The following is a 25132-nucleotide window of genomic DNA, read 5'->3' on the forward strand; positions in this document are numbered from 1 at the left end:
CGCCCCGGTCGCCCGGGCGCAGTGCGGGCCGCGGCCGGATCGGGTCGGCGTCGAACGACGGCCGCGGCGGATTCCAGCTGATCGAGTCCAGCGGCAGCCGCAGGCCGGCCGGCGAGTCGCCTTCCAGCAGCACGATGCGGCCGCGGCGCAGCGTCCAGTCCGCACTCGCCCAGCCGGTGTCGTCGTCGCGCCGGTGCAGTGGCAGCACGTAGGCGGTGGCCTCGTCGACCGGGCTTTCCAGGCGCGCGAGCAGTTCGGCACGGGCGTCCGGGCTGTCGGCTTCGAGGTCGTCGGCTCCGGCCACCGGCAGCCCCGCGGGCTGACGCACCGAGGCGGCCAGCCGACTCAGTGGGTCCTCGTAGGCGGGGCGCACCTGGCTGGCCGGCAGCCCCAGACCGTCGGCGATGGCGCCGAGCAGCGCATGCGCGGCGGATTCGGGGGCCGCCGAGTTGGCGTTGGGATCCTCCGGCCAGGGGTCGGCCAACAACCCGGCGTCGGTCCACAACGGTTCCCCGTCGGTACGCCAGAGCAGACCGATCTGCCAGCGCGGCAACGGCTCGCCCGGATACCACTTGCCCTGGCTGCGCTGGACCAGCCCGGTCGGGGCCCACACCTCTTTGAGCCGGGCGGCCAGGGCCGAGGCTCGTTCGCGTTTGTGCGGCCCGTCGGCGTCGGTGGTCCATTCCGGGTCGACCTGGTTGTCGATGGAGACGAACGTCGGCTCACCGCCGACGGTCAGCCGGACGTCACCGGCGACCAGTTGTTCGTCCACCCGCTCGCCGAGCGCGTTGATCGCCGCCCAGGACTCCTCGGTGTAGGGCAGGGTGACGCGCGGATCCTCGTGCACCCGGGTGACGACGTTGCTGAACTCCAGCGACGTCTCGGCCTTGCCGGTCGCACCGGTGATGGGTGCCGCCGACTCCGGATGCGGAGTGGCCGCCAGCGGGATGTGCCCTTCGCCGGCGAACAGGCCCGAGGTGGGATCCAGCCCGATCCAGCCGGCGCCCGGGATGTACACCTCGGTCCAGGCGTGCAGATCGGTGAAATCCGCGGCCGGGCCCGACGGGCCGTCGAGGGCCTCCACGTCGGACGTCAGCTGCACCAGGTACCCGGAGACGAACCTGGCCGCCAGCCCCATCTGGCGCAGGATCGAGACCAGCAGCCAGGCCGAATCGCGGCAGGAACCGATACCGCTGCGCAGCGTGAAGTCCGGGGACTGCACGCCCGGTTCCATCCGCACGCTGTAGCCGACATCGGCGTTGACCGCGCGGTTGAGCGCCACCAGGAAGTCGATGGTGCGGGTGCCGGAGGCCACCGAGAAGTTGTTCACCCACTGCGCGGCGAGGTCCCCGGGACCGGAGCCCTCACCGTCCTCGTCGACGGGCTTGAGGTAGGGCTTGAGGTCGTTGGCCAGCGCCTTGGGATAGGTGAAACCGACCGTCTCGGCGTACTCCTCGATGAAGAAGTCGAACGGGTTGATCACCTTCAGGTCGGCGATCAGCCCGACGGTGATGGACAAGGTGCGGGCCCGGCTGGGGAAGACCAGCCGGGCCAGGAAGTTTCCGAACGCGTCCTGCTGCCAGTTGACGAAGTGGTCGGCAGGCTCGACCTGCATCGAATAGGCCTCGATCGGGGTGCGCGAGTGCGGTGCGGGACGCAGCCGGACGACATGCGGATAGATCTCGACGAGGCGGTCGAACGTGTAGCTGGTGCGGTGCTCCAGCGCCACCTTGATACCCATAACGGGCAATCCCATCACACCGGCGACCCCGACGCAGATCACATCAGGTCACATCAGGCGCGTCGGCCCAACTCGACGCCCAATTCCTCGGCTGGCACCGGATGCCCGTCGGCGCAGACGACTTCCACGCCGGCGGGCGCGCCGCACCCCAGATGGGTCAGCCGTAGCGGAGTGTCGCCGAGGTGTTTGCGCCCCCACTCGAACATCGCCCAGACCACCGGCATCAGTTCGGTACCGGCCTCGGTGAGCACGTACTCGTCACGGGCGCGCTGCCCCGGCTCCCGGTAGGGGCGCTTGGCCAGCAGCCCTGCCTCGACCAATTCGGTCAGCCGTGCCGAGGTGGCGGCCTTGGTGATCCCGACCCGGCGGGCGAAGTCGTCGAAGCGGGTGGTCCCGTAGAAGGCCTCGCGCATGATCAGCATCGCCGACTTGGTGCCCAGCAGGGCCATGGTCTTTTCGATCGGGCACCGCCCGACCGCCGACCAGGAGTCGCGGTCTCGCAGTCGCCCCTGCAGCACTGTCATGCACATCACCCCGCAGCTGGGTTGTCGGTACTGAACTTAGGTGGTTCCATCTGAGTATAGAGAGCAGTACTCAGCGACGAGTCTCAGGAGGAACCCCATGACCGAGTATTCCGACCGCGACGCGGTGATCGTCGGTGCGGTCCGCACCCCGGTGGGCAAGGGCAAGCCCGGCGGCGGGCTGCACCCGGTACTGCCCGCCGACCTGCTGGCGCACAGCTTGCGCGAACTGGTGGCGCGCACCGGGATCGAGGCCGGCGAGGTCGAGGATGTGATCGCCGGCGCGGTGACCCAGGTCGGCGACCAGGCGGTGAACATCGCCCGCAACGCCCTGCTCGGGGCGGGTTTCCCGGAGAGCGTCCCGGGTACCACCGTCGACCGCCAGTGCGGCAGCAGCCAGCAGGCGATCAGCTTCGCCGCCCAGGGCGTCCTGGCGGGCGCCTACGACGTGGTGATCGCCGCGGGAGTGGAGTCGATGAGCCGGGTGCCGATGGGGTCCTCGGTGCTGCCGGGCAGCGATCCGTTCGGCTCCGGGGTGGCGGCCCGCTACCCGGACGGGCTGGTGGCGCAGGGCATCAGCGCCGAGCTGATCGCCGCGAAGTGGCGCCTGACCCGCGCCGAACTCGACGAGTTCTCCGCACACAGCCACCAGAAGGCCGCGCGGGCCACCAAGGACGGGTTGTTCGACAACGAGCTGGCCCCGATCGCCGGGCTGGCTACCGACGAGACCATCCGTCCGGACACCACCGTGGCAACGCTTGCCGGCCTGCGGCCCGCGTTCTACGACGAAGCCCTCGGCGCACGTTTCCCGCAGATCGACTGGGAGATCACCCCGGGCAACAGCTCACCGCTCTCGGACGGCAGCGCCGCGGTGATGATCACCAGCGGAGCGGCGGCCCGGCGGCTGGGGCTGCGCCCGCTGGCGCGGGTGCACACCACCGTCGCCGTCGGCTCCGATCCGCTCTACATGCTCACCGGTGTCATCCCGGCCACCGAGAAGGTGCTCGCGCGGGCCGGGCTGTCGATCTCCGACATCGACCTGTTCGAGGTCAACGAGGCCTTCGCACCGGTGGTGCTGTCCTGGGCGCGAGACACCGGAGCCGATCTGTCCCGCACCAACGTCAACGGTGGAGCCATCGCGATCGGGCACCCGCTCGGTGCCAGCGGCGCCCGCATCATGACCACGCTGGTCAACGCGCTCGACCAGCGCGGCGGCCGGTACGGATTGCAGACGATGTGCGAGGGCGGCGGCATGGCCAACGCGACGATCATCGAACGCCTCTGACCGCGTGATTTCGGCGTGTTCGTCGTCGCTCAGCGCAGACGAGCACGCCGAAATCGCGCCCGCTCAGGCGCGGGTGAGCTCGAACAGCGGGATGGTGCGGGTGGTCTTGGCCTGGTAGTCGGCGAACACCGGGATCTGCTCGATGATCTTCGGGTAGGTGGCGTCGCGCTCGTCGCCGGGCAGCTCGCGCACCGCGACCGGGTAGGTCTCGGCGCCCACCTCGATGCTGGCCGCCGGGTTGGCACGCAGGTTGTGCACCCAGGCCGGATGCTTGGGCGCGCCCGCGTAGGACCCGATGATCAGCATCTTCCCGTCAACGGTCAGGTAGGCCAGCGGCGAGACCCGCGGGGCACCCGACCTGGCCCCGGTGGTGTGCAGCAGCAGCAGCGCCGCACCCTCGAACGGGCCACCGACCACGCCGCCGTTGGCGCGGAACTCGTCGATGATGGCGCGGTTCATGTCCTGCAGCGCCGACACGTCGGCCGCCAGCTTACTCTTGTCGGTGTCTGTGCTTTCAGTCATGCCTTGTCCAGCTTCTCCGGCTTGGCGTCTATTCCGGATTCCTTGCGCTGCGCAGCGGTGATCGGCGCGGGTGCGTCGGTCAGCGGATCGACGCCGCCGCCGGACTTCGGGAAGGCGATCACCTCGCGGATCGAATCCATGCCGGCCAGCAACGCCACGATCCGATCCCAGCCGAACGCCAGACCGCCGTGCGGAGGCGCACCGAAGGCGAATGCGTCGAGCAGGAAGCCGAACTTCTCCTGGGCTTCGTCGTGGTCGATGCCCATCATCGCGAACACCCGTTCCTGGACGTCGCGACGGTGGATACGGATCGACCCGCCACCGATCTCGTTGCCGTTGCACACGACGTCGTAGGCGTCGGCCAGTGCCGACCCCGGGTCGGTGTCGAACGTCGCCTCCGACTCGGGTTTGGGCGCGGTGAACGCGTGGTGCACCGCCGTCCAGGCCCCGGAGCCGACGGCGACGTCCCCGGCGGCGGCCGCCTCGCCGGCCGCCTCGAACAGCGGCCAGTCCACCACCCAGGTGAACGCCCATGCGGCGGAGTCGATCAGGTCCAGACGCTTCGCGATCTCGATGCGGGTGGCCCCCAGCAACGCGCGCGCCGACTTCGCCGGCCCGGCGGCGAAGAACACGCAGTCCCCCGGTGCGGCGCCGACGTGGGCGGCCAATCCGGCGCGCTCGGCGTCGGACAGGTTCTTGGCCACCGGACCGCCGAGCTCACCGTCCTCCCCGAGCAGCACGTAGGCCAGGCCCTTGTGCCCGCGCTGCTTGGCGAACTCCTGCCAGCCGTCGAGCGTGCGGCGCGGCTGCGACGCCCCTCCCGGCATGACCACCGCACCGACATAGGGCGCCTGGAACACCCGGAACGGGGTGTCGGAGAAGAACTCGGTGCACTCCACCAACTCGACGCCGAAGCGCAGATCCGGTTTGTCGGTACCGAACCGGCGCATCGCCTCGGCGTAGCTGATCCTCGGCAGCGGCAGCGGCAGGTCGTAGCCGATCAGCGCCCACAGCGCCTTCAGGATCTGCTCGGAGACCGCCATCACGTCGTCAGCCTCGACGAAGCTCATCTCGAGGTCCAACTGGGTGAACTCCGGCTGGCGGTCGGCACGGAAGTCCTCGTCGCGGTAGCACCGCGCGATCTGGTAGTAGCGCTCCATCCCCGCCACCATCAGCAGCTGCTTGAACAGCTGCGGACTCTGCGGCAGCGCGTAGAACGTGCCCGGCTGCAGCCGGGCGGGCACCAGGAAGTCCCGGGCGCCCTCAGGAGTGGACCGGGTCAGCGTCGGGGTCTCGATCTCGACGAAGTCGTGCTCGGCGAGCACCCCGCGGGCCGCGGCGTTGACCTTGGAGCGCAACCGGAGCGCCTGTCCCGGTCCGTCCCGACGCAGATCCAGGTAGCGGTACTTCAACCGGGCCTCCTCGCCCGCGGTCTCGTCGAGCTGGAACGGCAGCGGCGCGCTCTCCCCCAGAACAGTCAACGAGGTGGCGTTGACCTCGACGCCGCCGGTGGCGATCTCGGGGTTGGCGTTTCCCTCCGGGCGGATCTCGACGACACCGGTGACCGCGATGCAGAACTCCGAACGCAACCGGTGGGCCGCCGTCAGCACCTCACCCTCACGGAACACCACCTGCGCCACACTCGGTTCGAATCCCCCGTCGCCACGCTGCTGCCCTCCGGATCCGATTCCCGGGTCGCTCCGCTCCTGCCCTCCGGAGAAGCCGTCACGCAGATCGATGAAGATGACGCCGCCGTGGTCACGGCGGCGAGCCACCCAGCCGGCCAGCGTGACCGTCTGACCGGCGTCGGCGGACCGCAGCGAGCCGGCGGTGCGGGTGCGCAGCACGAAGTACTCCTCGAAGTCGGGGTATCCAAACGACTGCTCAGTCTAAGGGGCAGCGCGAGCAGGCCCGACTAGACAGCTATCGTGATCTGTCTGCTGCAGGTGGCACCGAAACGAGGGACCATGGCCAAGCATCATCCGTGCAAGAGGGTCGACCTGGATTTCGTCGACTCCGCCCCCTACCGGTTCGTCAGCACCGTGGACCTGGCGATCACCCCCGAGCAGCTCTTCGAGGTGCTCTCGGACGCGACCTCATGGCCGCAGTGGGCGACGGTCATCACCAAGGTGACCTGGACCAGCCCGGAGCCGCGCGGGGTCGGCACCACCCGCACCGTCCACATGCGTGGCGGCATCGTCGGCGACGAGGAGTACCTGGCCTGGGACCCCTACACCCGAATGGCGTTCCGCTTCAACGAATCCTCCACCGGCAGCATCTCTGCCTTCGCCGAGGACTACCGCGTCGTCGAGACCGCCACCGGGTGTCATCTGACCTGGATCATGGCGCTGGCGCCCAACGGGGTGGCCGGGCGGTTCGGCCTGTTCGCCGGGCGCCCGGTGATGGGGTGGTTGTTCCAGCGGTTCCTGCACAATCTCCGCCGCTACACCCAGCAGCACTACCCCGCGGCGCAGAACTAGTACACCGCCGACCAGGCCGAACGGCGCGGGTCGTCGGGGTCGGCGGCCATCACGTCGCGGGTGGAGGTGATCAGCCGGGTCAGCCGCTCGCCGGTCTCGTAGACCGGCCAGTGCGCCTCGTCGACGCTCTCGGTGTCACGGGCGAAATCCAGCCAGGCTCGCTGCATCCGCCGGCCGACCGAGGGCTCGAATCGGCGACCCAGCGGGTGCAGCTTGCGCCCGATGAACGAGGCGTAGCTGTGCTGGACGTGCACGATCTCGCTGCCGTGGGTGGCGCCGAGCCCCAGCATTCGCAGGCTCAGCCCGAAGTGGTCGAACCGGTACACCCGGGTGGGAGCCACCGCGCTGTACGCATCGGCAAAGGCCCAGCTGGGTCCGCCGAACATCACATCGGAACCGATCGCGACCAGTGCGCTTCGCCGCGGATACTGCGGATAGGCCTGCAGCACGGCCGCTTTGGCGTCCGGCGCGACCCGCTGGAAGTACGCGTCGATCGACGCGCGGGTGGTCGGCAGCATCGGGGGTTTGGTCCAGGCGAACATCGAGGCCTCGTGGCTGTTGGTGCCGATGATCAGCGGCACGCGGGCCAGCTCCCCGGCCCGGGCCGCCGCCAGCGGGTGGCGCGGCAACAGGTCGGTGCCGTGGGTCAGCCCGTAGGCCAGAGTCGGCGTGGTGGCCGCGCTCTTGAGTTGCACCTGCCCGGCCGCCCGGCGCAACTGCCGTTGCGGCAGCGCCTTGACCTCACCGGGCCCGACCCCGAGGCGTGCGATGAAGTCGCGGGAACGGGCCGCCCGCAGCTCGCGGTCGGCGATCAGCGGCAACGCCGGGCTCTGGGCGATGGCCCGGTGCAGCAGTCCGCGCGCGGCCGGGCTGGCCAGCAGGGCCAGCACCGAGGTTCCGCCGGCCGACTCGCCGAACACGGTGACCTGGTCGGGGTCACCGCCGAACGCGGCGATGTTGTCCTGCACCCAGCGCAGCGCCGCGATCTGGTCACGCAGCGCGAGGTTGTCGTCGAATCCCGGGCCCAGATCGCCGAGTTCGAAGCCGCCGAACACCCCGATCCGGTAGGTGATGTTCACCACGACCACGTCGCCGTTGGCCGCCAGCCGGGAGCCGTTGTACAGCTGGAACTGCCCGGCGCCGTAGACGAATGCGCCGCCGGGAATCCACACCATCACCGGCAGCGAGGCGGTGGTGTCCGGCGACCACACCGTCAGGGTCAGACACGCCTCGTCACGCACCTTCGGGTCGTCCCGGCCACCCCCGACGAACGACTTGGTCTGCGGAGGCAGCGGCCCGTGGTCGCGGGCATCGCGCACGCCGGTCCACGGCGTCACCGCAGCGGGCGCGAGGAACCGGCGTGCTCCCACCGGCTGTTCGGCGTAGGGCACGCCGCGCCAGACCCCGACGCCGCCCTCTGTCTCGCCACGCAGGTCGCCCGACGGGGTCGTGACGACCCTGGGATGTCCGGCAACGACAGGCACATTCCGAATCGTAGTGTGCAAAGCTGAACCTGCCTGGTTGGCCGGGCCGGTCACCCGGGCTCCAACCGGCTCCAACCGGCTCCAGCGGGCTGCACCTCGCGGCACCGGACCCGGGCGGCGAAACGGGGTGAAGCGATGACCTTCAACGAAGGCATGCAGATCGACACCAGCACCACCTCCACCAGCGGTGGGCGCGGACCCGGCCGCGGCATCGCGATCGGCGGCGGGCTGGGCGGCCTGCTCATCGTCGTCGTGGCGCTGTTCCTCGGCGTCGATCCCAGCACCGTGGTGCCCCAGCAGACCCAGCTCGACACCGCGGGTGCGGCCGCGGCGGGATTCGACCTGAGCCAGTGCCGGACCGGCGAGGACGCCAACCGCATCGTGCAGTGCCGCGTGGTGGCGACAGGCAATTCGGTGGACGGGGTGTGGGAACAGCTGATGCCCGGGTACACCCGACCCAGCATCCGGTTGTTCAGCGGGTCGGTGGATACTGGTTGCGGACCGGCCACCAGCGAAGTTGGCCCGTTCTACTGCCCGGTGGACCAGACCGCCTACTTCGACACGGATTTCTTCGACGTCCTGGTGGACCAGTTCGGTTCCAGCGGCGGGCCGCTGGCACAGGAGTACGTCGTCGCCCACGAGTTCGGTCACCACGTGCAGAATCTGCAGGGTGTGCTCGGGCGCGCACAACGTGACCCGCAGGGGGCCACCGGCGCGGGTGTCCGCACCGAACTGCAGGCCGACTGCTACGCCGGAGTGTGGGCCCACCACGCTGCGATAACCAGACAGGAGAGCACCGGAGTGCCATTCTTGGAACCGTTGAGCGACAGGGACATAGCCGACGCACTGTCGGCCGCGTCCTCGGTCGGCGACGACCGTATCCAGCAGGCCGTCACCGGCCGGGTCAACCCCGAGTCGTGGACCCACGGTTCGTCCGAACAACGCCAGAAGTGGTTCACCATCGGCTACCAGACCGGTGACCCGGCCCGCTGCGACACGTTCGCCACGAACAACCTTGGCTAGGGCCGCCACAGCGGTCGACGCCGTCGCCGACCGCTACCTCGAGACCATGGCCGCCCTCGACCCCTGCGCGGCGACCGAATCGGGGATCTCGGGGTACGACGACCAGATCACCGACTACTCGCCCGAAGGGGTGTCGGCGCGGGCGGCGGCTGCCCGCGCCGCGCTGCGCGAGCTCGACGACACCGAGCCGGCCGACGCGGCCGACGCCGTCACCGTGGCCGCCATGCGCGAACGGCTCGGGGTCCTGCTCGACATGCACGACGCGAAGCTCGACCTCGGTGAACTGAACGTCATCGCTTCCCCGTTGCAGACGATGCGTGACGTGTTCGACCTGATGCCCACCGACACCGACGACGACTGGGCCACAGTCAGTGCCAGGTTGTCGCAGATTCCGCAGCGCGCGGCGGGTTACGCCGACTCGCTGCGGGCCGCGGCAGCAGCGGGCCACGCCCCCGCGGCCCGCCAGGTACGCCGGGGCGTCGAGCAGGCCGGCAAGATCCAGTACCTGTTCACCCAGATGGTCGCCGACGCCGCCCCCGGCAACGTCGCGCTGCACGACGAGTTGCGCCGGCACGCCGAGGACGCGGCCAACGCCTACGCCGGGCTGGTCCGGGTGTTCCGCGAGGACATCGGGCCGCACGCCCGTGTGGTCGACGGCTGCGGGCGTGAGGCCTACCGGGTGCTGTCGCGCAGCTTCCTGGGCTCGGCGGTCGACCTCGACGAATCCTACGAGTGGGGCCTGGATCTGCTGGCGCGCATCGTGTCCGAACAGGACGCGATCGCCGAGCGCCTCTATCCGGGTGCCACCGCGGCCGAGGCGCTGCGCCGGCTCGACGGCGAATCGCGCTACGTCATCCACGGCACCGACACGCTGGCGCACTGGATGCAGGACCTCTCCGACCGAGCGGTGGATGCGTTGGCCGGCAACCACTTCGACATCGCCGAACCACTGCGGCGCCTGGAGTGCCGCATCGCCCCGACCCAGACCGGCGGGATCTACTACACCGGCCCGTCGGAGGACCTGTCGCGCCCGGGCCGGATGTGGTGGTCGGTGCCGCCCGGTGTGGACACCTTCCACACCTGGCAGGAGACCACGACGGTGTTCCACGAGGGCGTTCCCGGCCACCATCTGCAGATCGGCCGCGCGGTGGTGTTGGCCGAGCAGCTCAACCGGTGGCGCCGGATGGGCTGCTGGGTGTCCGGGCACGGCGAGGGCTGGGCACTGTACGCCGAGCGGCTGATGGCCGAGCTGGGCTGGCTCGACGACGCCGGAGACCGGATGGGAATGCTTGACGCCCAACGGTTCCGGGCGGCCCGGGTGGTCATCGACATCGGGGTGCACTGCGGGCTGACCGCGCCCGACGGCGGAACCTGGGATGCCGAGCGGGCCTGGAACTTCCTGCAGTCGCACAGCGCGATGGCCGAGGACAACCTTCGCTTCGAACTCGACCGCTATCTGGGCTGGCCCGGGCAGGCGCCGTCGTATGCGATCGGCCAGCGGATCTGGCAACAGCTACGCGACGACATGCTCGCCCGGGGCCTGACCCTCAAGGAGTTCCACAGCCGGGCACTCGATCTGGGCGGGCTGCCGCTCGACGTGATGCGCTCGGCGCTGCTGACGCAGCTCTAGAGCCGCGACTGTTCCTTGATCGCGCTGTCCGTCGTACGCAGCGGCCGGATCAGCGCATCCTGGGTGAAGGAGGCGAGCAGTTCGCCCGCCTCGGTGTGCACCGTCCCGCGGACATAGGACATGCCCGCACCGACCTGGGTGCTCTCGTGGGTGTAGAGCAGCCAGCCGTCCCAGCGCACCGGCTCGTGGAAGCTCACCGACACCGTCATCGGCGCGGTCGACACCGTCAGGTGGGCCTGGCTGGTACCGATGCCCTCGTGGGCCCGCATGGTGGTGGAAATGCCCAGGTGGCCGGTGAAGTAGGCGATCAGCGCCTTGGCGAGGTCGTCTCGGGTCGGGATGGGGTCGTAGTGCAGCCAGGCGAACAGCTCCGGCGGGCCGACCTCGTCGGGGCTGTTGACGTCGATCACGTCGACCAGCCGCAGCTCCCGGCCGATCATCGGCATCGTCGGGGAGTTGGCTTCGGCCGGCGGCACCACGTCGGGTTTGGCCAGGTGGTGGCGGATCACGTCGGCGGTCGGCACGTCGGCCAGGATCGTCGTGGTGATGCACGCCCTGCCGTTCTGCTTGGCCGTCACGATCGCACTGGCCGTCGAGCGCCCCTCGCTGACCACGTCGACATCGAGTTCGACCGGGCCGGCCCCCACCATCACGGCACGGGCGAACACGGAATAGACCGACCGTATCGATTTCTCCGGAAATCCCTTGGCCGCAGCGACAATCGAGGCGGCCATGATCTGGGTGCCTTCGACGACCTGTCGCTCATCGGTACCGGCCAGGCCTGTCTGGGCGGTGAATGTGTCCGGCCCGGAGGGTGCTGCGTCGAACAGGTCGAGCAACCCCTGCACCGTCCATTGCGTGTCTGCCGAATCCGTCGTCATGTACCTTCGCCTCCGCTCGGTGATCGTCGAGACGGAACCCTAACCGAGGTTGGCCGATAGCGGTAACGTCATTACCGATCGATTTCCGATGGCTTCGAGTTAACAAGGATGGCGCACCGATGGCCGCACGTGGCGCAAAGGCACAACCGGGCCGGCCCGCGGGCCCTGACGCCGAGTCCCGCGCGAACCGGTTCATGCGCTCGGCCCTGGCGATATTGGGCGAGACCGGGCGCACCGACTTCACCGTGCTGGAGGTCGTCGAACGCTCCAAGACCTCGCTGCGGGCGTTCTACCAGCACTTCGCCACCAAGGACGAACTGCTGCTGGCGCTGGTCGAGCGGATCATGACCGATGCCAGCGAGCGGTGGCGGACCGAGACCGATCCGTTGACCAGCACCGAGGCGTTGTACACGCTGATCCTGCGGATCAGCGCCCCAGCCGAGTCGAGCACCCAGGACAGCATCAACCGCGGCCTGACCTACTACAACGACCACCTGCTCGAGACCCGGCCCAAGGAGTTCGCGAAGGTGCTGGCTCCGCTGCACAGCCTGGTCGGCGACATCCTGCGCCGGGGCGTCGCCGAGGGCGCCTTCCGCACCGATCTCGACGTGGAAACCGACGCCGCGATCCTGATGCAGACCGTGCTGGGCGCGCTCCGGTTGCGCGATCTCGGCGCCGAGTTGAACGGGGTGCCGATCAACGGTGACCACGTGTACACGTTCTGCGTTCGCGGCCTCGCCCGGTAGTCCCGGAAAGCCCCTCTGAACTGCGAGTATTACGGGTCGAACAGCCTCTGGCGGCGTTACACCCACGCGTGGTAATGTCGTTACCATTCCGAACGGTAATGCCATTACCGTCAGCACGCACTCATCAGCCATACGCCATGCCCAGGAGCCCACATCATGCCGTCACGCGAGCTCGACTATCCGGTGTTCGACGCCGACAACCATTTCTACGAGCCCAAGGAAGCGCTCACGCAGTTTCTGCCCGAGCACCGCAAGGGCGTGATCGACTACATCGACGTCAAGGGCCGCACCAAGATCGTGGTGCGCAACCACATCAGCGACTACATCCCCAACCCGACCTTCGAGGTGGTGGCCCGGCCCGGCGCCCAGGAGGAGTACTTCCGCCACGGCAGCGGCGGCAAGAGCTTCCGCGAGGTGATGGGCAAGCCGATGAAGGCCATCCCGGCATTCCGCAATCCGCAGGCCCGCCTCGAGGTACTCGACGGGCTCGGCCTGGACTACACGATCATGTTCCCCACCCTGGCCAGCCTCGTCGAGGAGCGACTGAAGGACGACCCGGACCTGATCCTGGACATCATCCACGCGCTCAACCAGTGGATGTATGAGACCTGGCAGTTCAACTACGAGGACCGGATCTTCTCCACCCCGGTGATCAACCTCGGCGTGGTCGACCGCGCCCTGGAGGAGCTGGAGTGGTGCCTGGAGCGCGGCGCCAAGACGGTGCTGGTGCGTCCGGCGCCGGTGCCCGGCTACCGGGGCACCCGCTCGCTGGGCCTGCCCGAGTTCGACCCGTTCTGGGACGCCTGCGTCAAAGCCGGCATCCCGGTGTGCATGCACGCCTCCGACAGCGGCTACTCGCAGTACCTCAACGACTGGGAGCCTGCCGAGGAGTTCCTGCCCTTCAAGCCGACGTCGTTCCGGATGGTCGCGATGGGCAAGCGCCCCATCGAGGACACCATGGCCGCGCTGGTCTGCCACGGCGCGCTGACCCGCAACCCGGACCTGCGCATCCTGTCGATCGAGAACGGCGCATCCTGGGTGCCGTACCTGTTCTACCAGTTCAAGGACGTCTACTCGAAGATGCCGCAGGAGTTCCCCGAGGATCCCGTCGAGGCGTTCAAGCGCTGCGTGTACGTGGCGCCGTTCTGGGAGGACGACTTCAAACAGATGGCCGAGCTCTGCGGCATCGACCGCATCATCTTCGGCTCGGACTGGCCGCACCCCGAGGGGCTGGCAGATCCGATCAACCTGGTCGGCGACCTCGAGGCCCAGGGCCTCGACGCCGAGGGCATCCGCAAGGTGATGGGTGGCAACCTCGTCGACCTGTTCAAGGTCCCCAACAAGAAGGTATTCAAGCCCGACGTGCCCGCCCTCGTCATCGCTTGATCATCACTTCGTCCAGCAGCCGCGGCCGCACCGGCATCAGCCGGTACGGTCGCGGCTGACCGGCATTCGACCCCGAGAGGCTCTCGCCCACCCATGACCGATACCACCGCAAACCCGGAGCAGCTGCTGTTCGCCACGACGACACAGACTTTCCTGGAGAAACAGGGATCGCTGTCGCACGTGCGGGGACTGCATGACTCCGACGTCTCGTTCGACCCGCAGTGGTGGCAGCGCGCCGCCGAACTGGGCTGGGCTAGCCTGCTGGTGCCCGAGGAACTCGGTGGCGGCAGCGTTTCCGGTGACGGCCTGGCCGACCTGGCGCTGGTGGCCGAGCAGGTCGGGCGGACCGTGGCGCCGGGCCCGCTGCATACGGTCAGCGTGATCCTCGCCGGGCTCGTCGAGGCGCCTGCCGGCCACGAGGACTCGATCGAGGCGTTGGTGGCCGGCGAGCTGGTGGCCGGCTGGGCGGTCTATGAACCGGGCCGGGCCTTCGCACCGCTGCAGACCGGGATCTCGACGGTGGCCACGCCCACCGGGTCCGGCTACCGGATCGACGGTGTCAAGGACCGGGTCGAGGCTGGTGCCCAGAGCGGTGCGGTGTTGGTGGTCGCCGAATGCGAGGGAATGCTGCGGCAGTTCCTGGTTCCCACCGACGCCACCGGCGCCACGGTGTCCGAACAGCAGTCGGTCGATCTGGTCAAGCGCTACGCCAGGATCGAGTTCGACGGTGTCGAGGTCCCCGAGAGCGCCGTCGTCGGCACTGCCGAGCAGACGCCTGCCATCATCGAGCGCCAGCGCCAGGTCGCGCTGGTACTGCAGTGCGCCGAACTGGTCGGCATTCTGGACGCGGTGCTGACGATGACCACGCAGTGGCTGTTCGACCGGCACAGTTTCGGCCGCCCGTTGGCGTCCTATCAGGTGCTCAAACACCGCGCCGCGGACATGAAGATGTGGTTCGAGGCCTGTCGCGGCACCACCGCCGCAGCCGTTGCCGCGGTTTCCGGGCGCAGCGCCGACGCCGCGAAACTGGTCAGCGTCGCCAAAGCCTATGTGGCCGAGCGGACCCCGGTGATGCTTCAGGATTGCGTCCAGTTGCACGGCGGGATCGGCGTCACCTGGGAACACGATCTGCACCTCTACTTGAGGCGGGCGGCCCTCTACCGCGCCACGTTCGGCTCGCCCGAGGACCACCACCGCGCCGTGTACGCACTGAGCAGGAAGACACAGGCATGACCGACACCGTGACGTCGACCGAGACCACCGAGAGCGTCGAGGAGTTCGCGGCCCGCGCTCGCACCTGGCTGGCCGAGAACATGCCACCCATCGACCCGGACGACCCTCCGTTCTGGGTCCGCGCCGAAGCCCAATCCTGGGAACGCGCCAAGGAACTCCAGAAGCGGCTCTTCCAAGGCGGATTCGCCGGAATCTGCTTTCCCCGCGAATACGGCGGCCTGGGCTTGGACTACGCCTACCAGAGGGCGTTCAACGCGGAATGCCGCCGGTACGAGATGCCGCTGATCCTGAACACGCCGTCGTTCACGATCTGCTCGGCGACGATCCTCGACATGGGCAGCGAAGAACAGAAGCGTGATCGCATCTCGGCGGCGATCCGCGGCGACGAGATCATGGTCCAGTTGCTCAGCGAGCCCAACGGTGGATCCGATCTGGCCGGGGTGATCACCCGTGCCGACCGCCAGGGCGACAAGTGGATCATCAACGGCGCCAAGACCTGGAGCACCAGCGCATTCGCCGGCGACTACGGGCTGATGCTGGCCCGCACCGACTGGACCCTGCCCAAACACCAGGGCCTGACGATGTTCCTGGTGCCACTGAGCGCACCGGGGATCACGATGCGCCGGATCAAAGAGGTCAACGGCAACGAGGAGTTCTGCGAAGAGTTCTTCGACGGGCTGGAGCTCGGCGACGACGCAGTCGTCGGCGAGGTCAACGACGGATGGACGGTCGCGACCCGCCAGCTCCACCACGAGCGCCGGGCTGTGGGCGGCGGGTCGGAGTTCGCCAGCGGAACCGAAGCCGAGAATGCCAGCGAGATGCCGCCCAACCACATCGCACTCGCCGAGGCCACCGGGCAGGGCGACGATCCCCGGGTCCAGGACCTGGCCGGGCGGGCGCTGGTACGTCGCCTCGTCAAGGAACATCTGATCGAGCACGTTTTCCGTGGCGTCTCCGACGGATCGCTACCACCGACGTCGGGAACGTTGATCAGGCTGTTCCATGCCGAGACGACCGAGCTGGAGGTCGACACCGCACTGGCCATCGCGGGCACCGCCGGTGTGGTCGACGACGGCAGCGGCTTACTCGACGTCGGAGTGCGTTACCTGTCCCGCCAGACCGGATCGTTGGGCGGCGGCACCTCCGAGATGGCCCGCAACGTCATCGGCGAGCGAATCCTGGGCTTCCCCCGCGAGTTCGCCGCGGACCGCGGCGTGCCGTTCAACGAGGTCAAGCGCAACAAGAGCTGAACCCGGCTCGCGTTCTCAGAACAGCGCCGCCTGATAGGCCGGCGGCGGCTGCGGTGGCGGGGCCTCCCGGAACGCCCGGCCGTCACCGGCCAGACCATGCCGGGCCACCAGCGGCGCGACCCGTCCTGCCAGCATGGCGCGGTAGTCGGGCGGCAGGTATGCCCCGCGACGGTACAGCCGCCGGTATTCGCCCACCAGTTCCGGGTGCTCGCGCGCCAGCCAGTCCATGAACCAGCCCCGGGTGGCGCCACGCAGATGCAGCCCGAACACCGTCGCGCTGGTGGCTCCCGCCCCGGCGATGTCCCCGAGCAGACCGTCGAGGTGCTCCTCGGAGTCGGTCAGACAAGGCAGTACCGGGGCCACCATGACATGACAGTCCAGGCCGGCCTCCCGCACGGCTGAGATCAACGCGAGCCGCGCCTGCGGTGTCGGCGTGCCGGGTTCGACCTGGGCGTGCAGCTGCGCTCCGTCGACACCGCAGCCGACGGCCAGCGACACCGCGACCCCCACCCGGACCCGGCGGCTCGCGTCGACGAGCGTCGGCAGATCGCGACGCAGCAGCGTGCCCTTGGTGAGGATCGAGAACGGCGTGCCGGAGTCACGCAGCGCCGCGATGATGCCGGGCATCAGTTCGTAGCGGCCCTCCGCGCGCTGATAGGGATCGGTGTTGGTCCCCAGCGCGACGGTGTCCCGGCCCCATGACGGCCTGCGCAGCTCCCGGCGCAGCACCTCGGCGACGTTCGTCTTCACCACGACCTGGGTATCGAAGTCATGCCCGCTGTCGAACTCGAGGTACTCATGGGTCGGGCGGGCGAAGCAGTACCGGCACGCGTGGGAACACCCGCGGTAGGCGTTGACGGTGAATTGGAAGGGCAGACCGGAGGCCGACTTGGGGATCTTGTTCAACGCCGATTTGCACACGACCTCGTGGAAGGTGACCCCCTCGAACTGCGGCGTACGCACGCTGCGGATCAGGCCGATACGCTGCAGACCGGGCAACGCGCCGTCGTCGACGTCGATACTCTGCCCCGCCCATCGCATACCTCATGCGAACACATGTTCGATATGGTGTCAAGAACGCCATACCCGATCACGCACCAGCACCGAACACTAAGAGACACATGCCACCTGCTGATCACGACGAAGAACTGCGTGCCGAACAGGCCTATGTGGCCAGGCTCTACGAACGCCTCGACGCCGAACGGTCACGTCTGGACACCCGCTACGCCGCCGCGCTGCGCGGGCACGGCGAAACCCTGCTGGACCGCGACGTCGAGGTGCGTGCGCTGGCGCAGCAGGTGCATCGGTGGAACGTGGCCGACCACGGGCTGTGCTTCGGCCGACTGGACGGCGACACCGGCGAGCGCACCTACATCGGCCGCATCGGCCTGTTCGCCGAGGACGACGATCACGAACCGTTGCTGATCGACTGGCGCGCTCCGGCGGCCCGCCCGTTCTACGTCGCCACCGGTGCGAATCCGGAGAACGTGCGCCGCCGCAGGCAGTTTCACAACCTGGGCCGCCGGGTGCTGGACTTCACCGACGAGGTCTTCGGCGCACCCGTCGAGGGCGATCAGGACGTCTCCAGCGATGCGGCCCTGCTCGCCGCGGTCAACGCCCCGCGCGGCGAGGGCATGCGCGACATCGTCGCGACCATCCAGGCCGAGCAGGACGAGATCATCCGCTCCGACCATGCCGGGGTTCTGGTCATCGAAGGCGGCCCGGGGACCGGTAAGACGGTGGTGGCGCTACACCGTGTCGCCTATCTGCTCTACACGAAGCGCAAGCGGATGGAGAGCCAGGGCGTGCTCGTGGTGGGGCCCAACGCCGCCTTCCTCGATCACATCGGCCGGGTGTTGCCGTCGCTGGGCGAGACGAACGTGGTGTTCACCACGACCGGCGAGTTGGTGCCCGGCCTGCGGGTCACCGCCGAAGACCCACCCGGGGCCGCGAAGGCCAAGGGCTCGCTGCAGATGCTCGGGGTTCTCGACGCCGCGGTGGCCGACCGGCAACGCGTCCCGGATGAGCCGATCACGATCACCCTCTCCGACGTCGAGGTACGCATCGAACCGGCGGCGGTGGAGTGGGCGATCTCGGAGGCGCGCTCGGGCGGTCAGCCGCACAACGAGGCTCGTGCGGTGTTCATCGACGTGATCACCTGGGTGCTCACCGAACGCGCGATCGCCAAGATCGGGCGCGGTTGGCTGACCCGTGACGATCGGGCGGCCTGGGAGCATCTGCGCGCCGACCTGCTCGACGAACTCGGCGACCACGCCGGGTTCGCCTCCGCACTCGATGCGCTGTGGCCGGTGCTGACCCCGGAAGCGCTTCTCGCAGAACTCTACTCGTCGCCGCAGCGGCTCGCTGCCGCCGGTGCCGACCCGGCGCTGCAGCGCGCCGAGGGTGAAGCCTGGACGGTGTCGGACGTACCGTTGCTCGACGAGCTGGTCGATCTGCTGGGCCATGACAGCTCCGGCGAGGAGGCCGCCGAGCGGGAACGTCAGGAGGAAGCCGCCTACGCGGCCGGTGTGCTGGACCTGATGATCGGGCGCGAAGACCTGATGGACGACGAGGACCAGCTGCTGGCCTCGGACGTGATCGACGCTGACAACCTGGCCGAGCGTTTCCTCGAGCGCGACACCCGCGATCTCGCCGAACGTGCTGCTGCAGACCGTGACTGGACCTACGGACATGTGGTGGTCGACGAAGCGCAGGAACTCTCGGAGATGGACTGGCGGGTGCTGATGCGGCGCTGCCCGAGCCGGTCCTTCACCATCGTCGGCGATCCGTCCCAGCGCCGTTCGGCCGCGGGGGCCGGCTCCTGGGAAGTGGCGCTGCAACCCTATGTACCCGGGCGCTGGGCCTACCGGAAGCTGTCGGTGAACTACCGCACACCCGCCGAGATCATGGCCGTGGCCGCGGCGGTGCTGACCGACTTCGCCCCCGATGCCGCTCCCCCGGAATCGGTTCGCGCCGCCGGGGTCGAGCCCTGGTCCCGACACCTCGCCCCGGACGAACTCGCCGCGGCCGTCGCCGAGTTCACCCACGGCGAGGCCGGCCGACCGGGAACGAGTGTGGTCATCGGACCGCCCGGGGTTCCCGGTGTGCAGCCGCCGTCCTCGACCAAAGGCCTGGAGTTCGACGCCGTGCTGGTCGTCGAGCCCGCACGGATCCTCGCCGACGGCCCCAACGGCGCCGCTGATCTCTACGTCGCGCTGACGCGGGCCACCCAGCGGCTCGGCATCCTGCACTGTGAGCCGCTACCCGCGCCGTTGGCCGGTTCGACGGTGGCCTGCCGCCCGGTCAGTCCGCGCTAGCCGCCATCACGGGCGGCCGATCACCACTGGCCGAGTTGGCACCTGACGTTGTAGGGATCGTCGTGCTGGACCACGATCTGACCGTCGACGGCGATGTCACAGTGCGCGTTGGGCGCCGCCTGACCACCGCGGGTGGTGGAGCTGACCTGCATGATCGCCCACTGCGGGTCGGCCAGGGTGGTCTCGAACACCCACGGCGCACCCGGGGCCAGGCTGACCTTCTCCCGCTTGGCGAACGCATAGGCGTCGGCGTTGAAGGCCTCCATGCTCGGGGGCTGGCTGGTCAGATAGAAGATGTCGAAGTCGTAGGCTCCCGCCGAGACCAGGGTGTAGCGGACCTGATGTGCCTCCTGCGCGCTGGCCGTGGCCGGGCCAAGGACGGCCGACGAGGCTGCCGCCACCAGGGTCGCACCGACCGCCGCAGTCATTCTGGCTGTAGCTGTTCGCATGTTGGTCACATCGCCGGACGGTACCCGATCGTTACCCGCGCGATCGTTTTGGACGGCAACGCAGGTTAATGGCAAATCAAGATCCATGTCACATTCGCGTTAATACAAACGTCACACACAGACATTTCACAGAAACACAGGCGATCTAACGTCCCCAGACGACGCCGCGCGCTGTGACCGCCGCGACAATTTCACAAGCGTTCTGTAGATCCTTCACATGACGCCTCATCTGCGGATGAGCGTTGTCGACACGCAGAAAGGCCCTTCATGCAACACCCTCTACGTTACTCCTTCCGGCGATCGGCGCTGGCCGCCGGAAGTGTCCTGGCAGCAACCAGCATGGTGCTGGCCGGCTGCGGCAGCAAGGCTGGCGACGAAGGCGCAGCAAACGCGGAGTCCTGTGTGGACACCTCCGGTGACAGCATCAAAGTCGGCGCGCTTAACTCGCTGTCGGGCACCATGGCGATCTCCGAGGTAACCGTCCGCAACGCCATCGACCTGGCCGTCGAGCAGATCAACGCCGACGGCGGCGTGATGGGCAAGCAGATCCAGCTGGTCGCCGAGGACGGCGCTTCGGAGCCCGCGGTGTTCGCCGAGAAGGCCCAGAAGCTGATCAGTAGTGACTGCGTGGCCGCGGTGTTCGGCGGCTGGACCTCGTCGAGCCGCAAGGCCATGCTGCCGGTGTTCGAGGACAACAACTCGCTGCTCTACTACCCGGTGCAGTACGAGGGCCTGGAGTCCTCCCCCAACATCTTCTACACCGGCGCCACCACCAACCAGCAGATCGTGCCGGCCCTGGACTACCTCAAGGAGCAGGGCGTCACCTCGCTGTACCTGGTCGGCAGCGACTATGTGTTCCCGCAGACCGCCAACCGCATCATCAAGGCCTACGCGGCGGCCAACGACATCGAGATCCTCGGTGAGGACTACACCCCGCTGGGTTCGACCGACTTCTCCACCATCGTGAACAAGGTGCGGGGCTCCGGCGCCGATGCGGTGTTCAACACGCTCAACGGCGACTCGAACGTCGCGTTCTTCCGCGAGTACAACAACGTGGGCCTGACCCCGCAGGAGATGCCGGTCGTGTCGGTGTCGATCGCCGAGGAGGAGGTCGGCGGCATCGGTGTGCAGAACATCGAGGGGCAGCTCACTGCCTGGGACTACTACCAGACCATCGACAGCCCGGTGAACAACGAGTTCGTCGCGGCCTACAAGGAGAAGTTCGGCGCCGACAAGCCCACCTCCGACCCGATGGAAGCCGCCTACGTGTCGGTCTATCTGTGGAAGAACACCGTCGAGAAGGCCGAGTCGTTCGCCGTGGAAGACGTTCAGGAGGCCGCCGGCGGCGTCCAGTTCGACGCACCGGAGGGCCTGGTGCAGATCGACGGCGACAACAACCACATCACCAAGACCGCCCGCATCGGCGAGATCCGCGACGACGGGCTGATCTACACGATCTGGGAGTCGCCCGGCCCGATCGAGCCGGACCCCTACCTCGAGGGCTATCCGTGGGCCGAGGGTCTCTCGGGCTGACCCACAGATGGATGTCTTAGTCGGACAGCTGGCAACAGGATTGAGCCTCGGCTCAATCCTGTTGCTCGCTGCACTGGGTCTTTCGCTGACCTTCGGTCAGATGGGCGTCATCAACATGGCGCACGGCGAGTTCATCATGGCCGGCTGCTACACCGCATACGTGGTGCAGCAGGTCATCTCCAGCGCCGGGGTGTCACTGCTGGTCTCCCTGGTGGTCGGCTTCCTGGTCGGCGGTGCGATGGGCGCGCTGCTCGAGGTCACGCTGATCAGCCGGATGTATCACCGCCCGCTCGACACCCTGCTGGTGACTTTCGGTGTCGGCCTGGTGCTGCAGCAGTTGGCGCGTGACATCTTCGGCGCCCCCGCGGTGAACGTGTTCGCTCCCTCGTGGCTGTCCGGCGGTGTCGAGATCTTCGGCGCCGTGGTGCCCAAGACCAGATTGTTCATCCTGGTGCTGGCCATCGTGTGCGTGAGCGCGTTGGCGATCGCCCTGAAGGCCAGCCCGATGGGCCGCCGCATCCGCGCGGTGGTGCAGAACCGCGACCTGGCTGAAACCAGCGGCATCTCGTCGCGCAAGACCGACATCACCACGTTCTTCATCGGCTCCGGCTTGGCCGGCGTGGCCGGTGTGGCACTCACCCTGATCGGATCCACCAGCCCGACGATCGGTCAGAGCTATCTGATCGACGCCTTCCTGGTGGTCGTCGTCGGCGGGTTGGGCCAGATCAAGGGAACCGTGATCGCCGCCTTCGCGCTGGGCTTCCTCAACTCGTTCATCGAATACAACACGACCGCATCGCTGGCCAAGGTGATCGTGTTCGTGATCATCGTGATCTTCCTGCAGGTCCGCCCGCAGGGCCTGTTCACCGTGCGGACGAGGAGTCTCGTATGAGGACGCCGCGGACGCGAGGAGCGATCTCGACACTGTTGGGACGCTGGCAGACCTGGGCCGGATTCGCCATCGCCGCGGTGGTGCTCTTCGGCATCGCCCCTGCGGTGCTGTCCAGTTTTCGGCTCAGCCTGCTCGCGCAGTTCCTGTGCTACGCGATCGTCGCCGTCGGCATCGGTCTGGCCTGGGGCCGGGGCGGGATGCTGGTGCTGGGCCAGGGCGTGTTCTTCGGCCTCGGCGGCTACATGATGGGCATGCACCTCAAGCTCGCCGACGCTGAGATCGCCGGCAACGCAGTGCCGGATTTCATGCAGATCGCCGGCGTTTCGGAACTGCCGGCACTGTGGGTGCCGTTCGCGTCGCCGTTGGTGACGCTGCTGGCGATCCTGGTCGTGCCGGGTGCGCTGGCCGCACTGCTCGGCCTGGGTGTGTTCAAACGTCGGGTCAAGGGGGCGTATTTCGCGATCCTGTCCCAGGCGCTGGCCGCGGCCATGGCGATCCTGTTGATCGGTCAGGCCGAACTGCTCGGTGGGTCCAACGGGCTCAACGGTTTCCGGACGTTCTTCGGCTTCCGGTTGGCCGACCCGGTCAACCAGCAGATGCTGTATTTCATCGCCGCCGGGGTGTTGCTGGCCGTCGTCGCGCTGGCCCGCCAGCTGATGCAGAGCCGCTACGGCGAGCTGCTGGTAGCGGTGCGCGACGGCGAGGAGCGCGTCCGCTTCCTGGGCTACGACCCCGCCAACACCAAGGTCGTCGCCTACACCGTGGCCGCGTTGTTCGCCAGCATCGCCGGGGCGCTGTTCGCCCCGATCGTCGGGTTCATCACCCCGTCGCAGGTCGGCATTCTGCCCTCGATCGCGTTCCTGATCGGCGTCGCCATCGGTGGCCGGACCACCCTGCTCGGACCGGTGCTGGGCGCGATCGGCGTCGCGTGGGCCCAGACGCTGCTGTCCGAGCAGTACCCCTCGGGCTGGATCTACGCTCAGGGCGCACTGTTCATCGTGGTGGTCGGGTTCTTCCCGGCCGGCCTGGCCGGCCTGGGGATGCTGTGGGCGCGCCGCCGCAGGAAGTCCGAGACCGCCGCGGACCCCGACCCCGATTCCGAGTCCGAGGCGACGAAGGTGGGAGCACCCTCATGAGCGACGCCGAACCCGACAAGTCACCGGTTGCCGGCGGCAACGTCGGCATGGGCACCCAGTACCTGGAAGTACGCGGTCTGACAGTCGATTTCGACGGATTCAAGGCCGTCAGCGACGTCGACCTCACTCTGTTCCAGGGCGACTTGCGGTTCCTCATCGGCCCCAACGGCGCCGGCAAGACCACGGTGATCGACGCGATCACCGGTCTGGTGTCGGCCACCGGGTCGATCAACAAGTCCGGCGAAGAACTGCTGGGCAAGAAGGTACATCAGATCGCCCGCAGGGGCGTCGGACGAACCTTCCAGACCGCCAGCGTGTTCGAGGAGCTGACGGTGCTGCAGAACCTCGACATCGCCGCGGGCGCCGGACGGTCACCGTGGACGATGCTGCGGCGGCGCCCCGGTGTGCTGCCCGCCATCGAGGAGGCGGTGGAGGTCACCGGCCTGGGTGCGCTGATGGACAAGCCGGCCGGGATCCTGGCCCACGGGCAGAAGCAGTGGCTCGAGATCGGGATGCTGCTGGTGCAGAACGCCGACGTGCTGCTGCTCGACGAACCCGTCGCCGGCATGAGCCATGAAGAACGCGAGGAGACGGGTAACCTGTTGCGCCGCATCGGCGGAGAGCGCACCGTCGTGGTCGTCGAGCATGACATGGACTTCATGCGCGAGTTCGCCACCTCGGTCACCGTCCTCGCCCGCGGACAGGTGATCGCGGAGGGATCGGTGGCTGAGGTGCAGGCCAACCCGAAGGTCCAGGAGGTCTACCTCGGGACCGCGGCGGTCGCCTCCACCGGCGACGACTCAGCCGAACTGATCGAGGAGAAGTCCTGATGCTCGAGTTGGTCGACGTCCGCACCGGCTACGGCCGCACCGAGGTGATCCACGGCGTCAACGTCGAGGTGCCCTCCGATGGTGTCGCCGCGGTGATGGGCCACAACGGCGCAGGCAAGACGACACTGCTGCGGGCGGCGGTCGGTCTGCTGAAATGTTCGAAGGGCAAGGTGCTCTTCGACGGCGACGACATCACCAAGTTGCGGCCGAGCGCGCGGGTGGCCCGCGGTCTGGCCTATGTGCCGCAGGGCCAGCAGTCCTTCGGGCAGCTGACCACCGCCGAGAACCTGCAGGTCGTCGCCGACGGCCGCAAGAACGGCAAGGCGCTCATCGACGAACAGCTCGACCTGTTCCCCGCGCTCAAGGAGCTGCTGACCCGGCGGGCCGGTCTGCTCTCGGGCGGTCAGCGTCAGCAGCTGGCCATCGCGCGCGCCCTGATCACCACGCCGAAATGCCTCATCCTCGACGAACCGACCGAGGGCATCCAGCCGTCGGTGGTCGCCGAGATCGAGGAAGCCATCACCGCGCTGACCAATCGCGGCAACCTGGGTGTGCTGCTCGTCGAACAGCACATCGGGTTCGCACTGGAATCCTCGCAGCGCTACTACGTCATCGAGTCCGGCCGGATCACCTCAAGCGGCGCCGGCGGCTCGTCGTCGGAGGCCGACGTGCGCGCCGCCATGGCTATCTGACCCGACCTCGCACGAGGCTGCGCGTCTGCAGTCCGCACACCGCGCTATACAGGCTTACTGCGCATGCTCGCAACAGGATTCGACACAAGCAGCTCAACCCG

At 68.4% G+C, this 25132-nt stretch carries 22 protein-coding genes; 14 read left to right on the plus strand and 8 right to left on the minus strand.

The features are described 5' to 3' along the window. A partial coding sequence (locus ACXAID_RS12545) for a transglutaminase family protein (protein WP_475022570.1) occupies nt 1-1741 on the minus strand: 1741 nt, incomplete at its 3' end. A 53-nt stretch (nt 1742-1794) separates the two neighbouring features. Continuing rightward, nucleotides 1795-2265 (minus strand): winged helix-turn-helix transcriptional regulator, encoded by a 471-nt coding sequence (locus tag ACXAID_RS12550; protein WP_475022543.1) that lies wholly within the window; start codon nt 2263-2265, stop codon nt 1795-1797. Between the two features lie 97 nt (nt 2266-2362). Here ACXAID_RS12550 and ACXAID_RS12555 point away from each other — a divergent pair, with 97 nt between their 5' ends. Next, nucleotides 2363-3547, plus strand: a complete 1185-nt coding sequence (locus ACXAID_RS12555) for a thiolase family protein (RefSeq protein WP_475022544.1) — start codon at nt 2363-2365, stop codon at nt 3545-3547. 63 nt (nt 3548-3610) lie between these two features. Here ACXAID_RS12555 and ACXAID_RS12560 read toward each other — a convergent pair whose 3' ends face one another. Beyond that, a complete protein-coding gene (locus ACXAID_RS12560) occupies nt 3611-4069 on the minus strand; it encodes a nitroreductase family deazaflavin-dependent oxidoreductase (RefSeq protein ID WP_475022545.1) in 459 nt (152 codons plus the stop codon). After that, nucleotides 4066-5916, minus strand: a complete 1851-nt coding sequence (aspS, locus tag ACXAID_RS12565) for an aspartate--tRNA ligase (protein ID WP_475022546.1) — start codon at nt 5914-5916, stop codon at nt 4066-4068. Before aspS ends, ACXAID_RS12560 begins: the two co-directional genes overlap by 4 nt. A gap of 120 nt (nt 5917-6036) precedes the next feature. On the opposite strand from aspS, the gene ACXAID_RS12570 reads away from it, so the two are divergent. Further along, the gene (locus ACXAID_RS12570) at nt 6037-6549 is read left to right on the plus strand and encodes an SRPBCC family protein (RefSeq protein ID WP_475022547.1); all 513 of its coding nucleotides are present in this window, start codon (nt 6037-6039) and stop codon (nt 6547-6549) included. Here ACXAID_RS12570 and ACXAID_RS12575 read toward each other — a convergent pair. Then, nucleotides 6546-8033, minus strand: coding sequence for a carboxylesterase/lipase family protein (locus tag ACXAID_RS12575; protein ID WP_475022548.1), 1488 nt, complete (start codon nt 8031-8033; stop codon nt 6546-6548). The two genes, ACXAID_RS12570 and ACXAID_RS12575, sit on opposite strands and share 4 nt — an antisense overlap. Nucleotides 8034-8168: 135 nt before the next feature. Here ACXAID_RS12575 and ypfJ point away from each other — a divergent pair, with 135 nt between their 5' ends. Continuing rightward, nucleotides 8169-9056, plus strand: coding sequence for a KPN_02809 family neutral zinc metallopeptidase (gene ypfJ, locus ACXAID_RS12580; RefSeq protein WP_475022549.1), 888 nt, complete (start codon nt 8169-8171; stop codon nt 9054-9056). Then, on the plus strand, nt 9049-10686 hold the full coding sequence (locus tag ACXAID_RS12585; RefSeq protein ID WP_475022550.1) for a DUF885 domain-containing protein: 1638 nt from the start codon (nt 9049-9051) through the stop codon (nt 10684-10686). Before ypfJ ends, ACXAID_RS12585 begins: the two co-directional genes overlap by 8 nt. On the opposite strand, the gene ACXAID_RS12590 is transcribed toward ACXAID_RS12585, so the two are convergent. Next, nucleotides 10683-11567: an acyl-CoA thioesterase gene (locus tag ACXAID_RS12590; RefSeq protein WP_475022551.1), complete on the minus strand. Its 885-nt coding sequence runs from the start codon at nt 11565-11567 to the stop codon at nt 10683-10685. The two genes, ACXAID_RS12585 and ACXAID_RS12590, sit on opposite strands and share 4 nt — an antisense overlap. A gap of 119 nt (nt 11568-11686) precedes the next feature. Between ACXAID_RS12590 and ACXAID_RS12595 the strand changes: the two genes are divergently transcribed. From ACXAID_RS12595 to ACXAID_RS12610, 4 genes are all read left to right on the plus strand, one after another. After that, nucleotides 11687-12313 (plus strand): TetR/AcrR family transcriptional regulator, encoded by a 627-nt coding sequence (locus tag ACXAID_RS12595; RefSeq protein ID WP_475022552.1) that lies wholly within the window; start codon nt 11687-11689, stop codon nt 12311-12313. 156 nt (nt 12314-12469) lie between these two features. Further along, nucleotides 12470-13699 (plus strand): amidohydrolase family protein, encoded by a 1230-nt coding sequence (locus tag ACXAID_RS12600; RefSeq protein ID WP_475022553.1) that lies wholly within the window; start codon nt 12470-12472, stop codon nt 13697-13699. A 93-nt stretch (nt 13700-13792) separates the two neighbouring features. Then, entirely contained in the window at nt 13793-14932 is a 1140-nt protein-coding gene (locus ACXAID_RS12605; RefSeq protein ID WP_475022554.1) for an acyl-CoA dehydrogenase family protein, read from the plus strand. Beyond that, nucleotides 14929-16182, plus strand: coding sequence for an acyl-CoA dehydrogenase family protein (locus ACXAID_RS12610; RefSeq protein ID WP_475022555.1), 1254 nt, complete (start codon nt 14929-14931; stop codon nt 16180-16182). The genes ACXAID_RS12605 and ACXAID_RS12610 overlap by 4 nt, the downstream gene beginning before the upstream one ends. A 15-nt stretch (nt 16183-16197) precedes the next feature. On the opposite strand, the gene ACXAID_RS12615 is transcribed toward ACXAID_RS12610, so the two are convergent. Further along, nucleotides 16198-17223: an Rv2578c family radical SAM protein gene (locus tag ACXAID_RS12615; RefSeq protein ID WP_475022556.1), complete on the minus strand. Its 1026-nt coding sequence runs from the start codon at nt 17221-17223 to the stop codon at nt 16198-16200. 80 nt (nt 17224-17303) lie between these two features. Here ACXAID_RS12615 and helR point away from each other — a divergent pair, with 80 nt between their 5' ends. Continuing rightward, nucleotides 17304-19499 carry an RNA polymerase recycling motor ATPase HelR gene (gene helR / locus ACXAID_RS12620; protein WP_475022557.1) on the plus strand — a complete coding sequence of 732 codons (2196 nt, stop codon included), beginning with the start codon at nt 17304-17306 and terminating at the stop codon, nt 19497-19499. 20 nt (nt 19500-19519) lie between these two features. Here the strand turns inward: helR and ACXAID_RS12625 are convergent, their stop codons facing one another. Continuing rightward, complete coding sequence (locus ACXAID_RS12625; RefSeq protein WP_475022558.1) at nt 19520-19927, minus strand: hypothetical protein; 408 nt, start codon at nt 19925-19927, stop codon at nt 19520-19522. A 288-nt stretch (nt 19928-20215) separates the two neighbouring features. On the opposite strand from ACXAID_RS12625, the gene urtA reads away from it, so the two are divergent. Genes urtA through urtE form a run of 5 tightly spaced genes read left to right on the plus strand, consistent with a single transcriptional unit; the run spans nt 20216 to nt 25031 of the window. Beyond that, nucleotides 20216-21481, plus strand: a complete 1266-nt coding sequence (gene urtA / locus ACXAID_RS12630) for an urea ABC transporter substrate-binding protein (RefSeq protein WP_475022559.1) — start codon at nt 20216-20218, stop codon at nt 21479-21481. A gap of 7 nt (nt 21482-21488) precedes the next feature. Continuing rightward, on the plus strand, nt 21489-22373 hold the full coding sequence (urtB, locus tag ACXAID_RS12635; protein ID WP_475022560.1) for an urea ABC transporter permease subunit UrtB: 885 nt from the start codon (nt 21489-21491) through the stop codon (nt 22371-22373). Between the two features lie 23 nt (nt 22374-22396). Next, nucleotides 22397-23509, plus strand: coding sequence for an urea ABC transporter permease subunit UrtC (gene urtC / locus ACXAID_RS12640; protein WP_475022571.1), 1113 nt, complete (start codon nt 22397-22399; stop codon nt 23507-23509). Continuing rightward, nucleotides 23506-24339 carry an urea ABC transporter ATP-binding protein UrtD gene (gene urtD / locus ACXAID_RS12645; protein ID WP_475022561.1) on the plus strand — a complete coding sequence of 278 codons (834 nt, stop codon included), beginning with the start codon at nt 23506-23508 and terminating at the stop codon, nt 24337-24339. The genes urtC and urtD overlap by 4 nt, the downstream gene beginning before the upstream one ends. Further along, nucleotides 24339-25031, plus strand: coding sequence for an urea ABC transporter ATP-binding subunit UrtE (gene urtE, locus ACXAID_RS12650; RefSeq protein WP_475022562.1), 693 nt, complete (start codon nt 24339-24341; stop codon nt 25029-25031). Before urtD ends, urtE begins: the two co-directional genes overlap by 1 nt. The last annotated feature ends 101 nt before the right edge of the window (nt 25032-25132 follow it).

Source organism: Mycobacterium sp. ABE4_509, assembly GCF_056160785.1.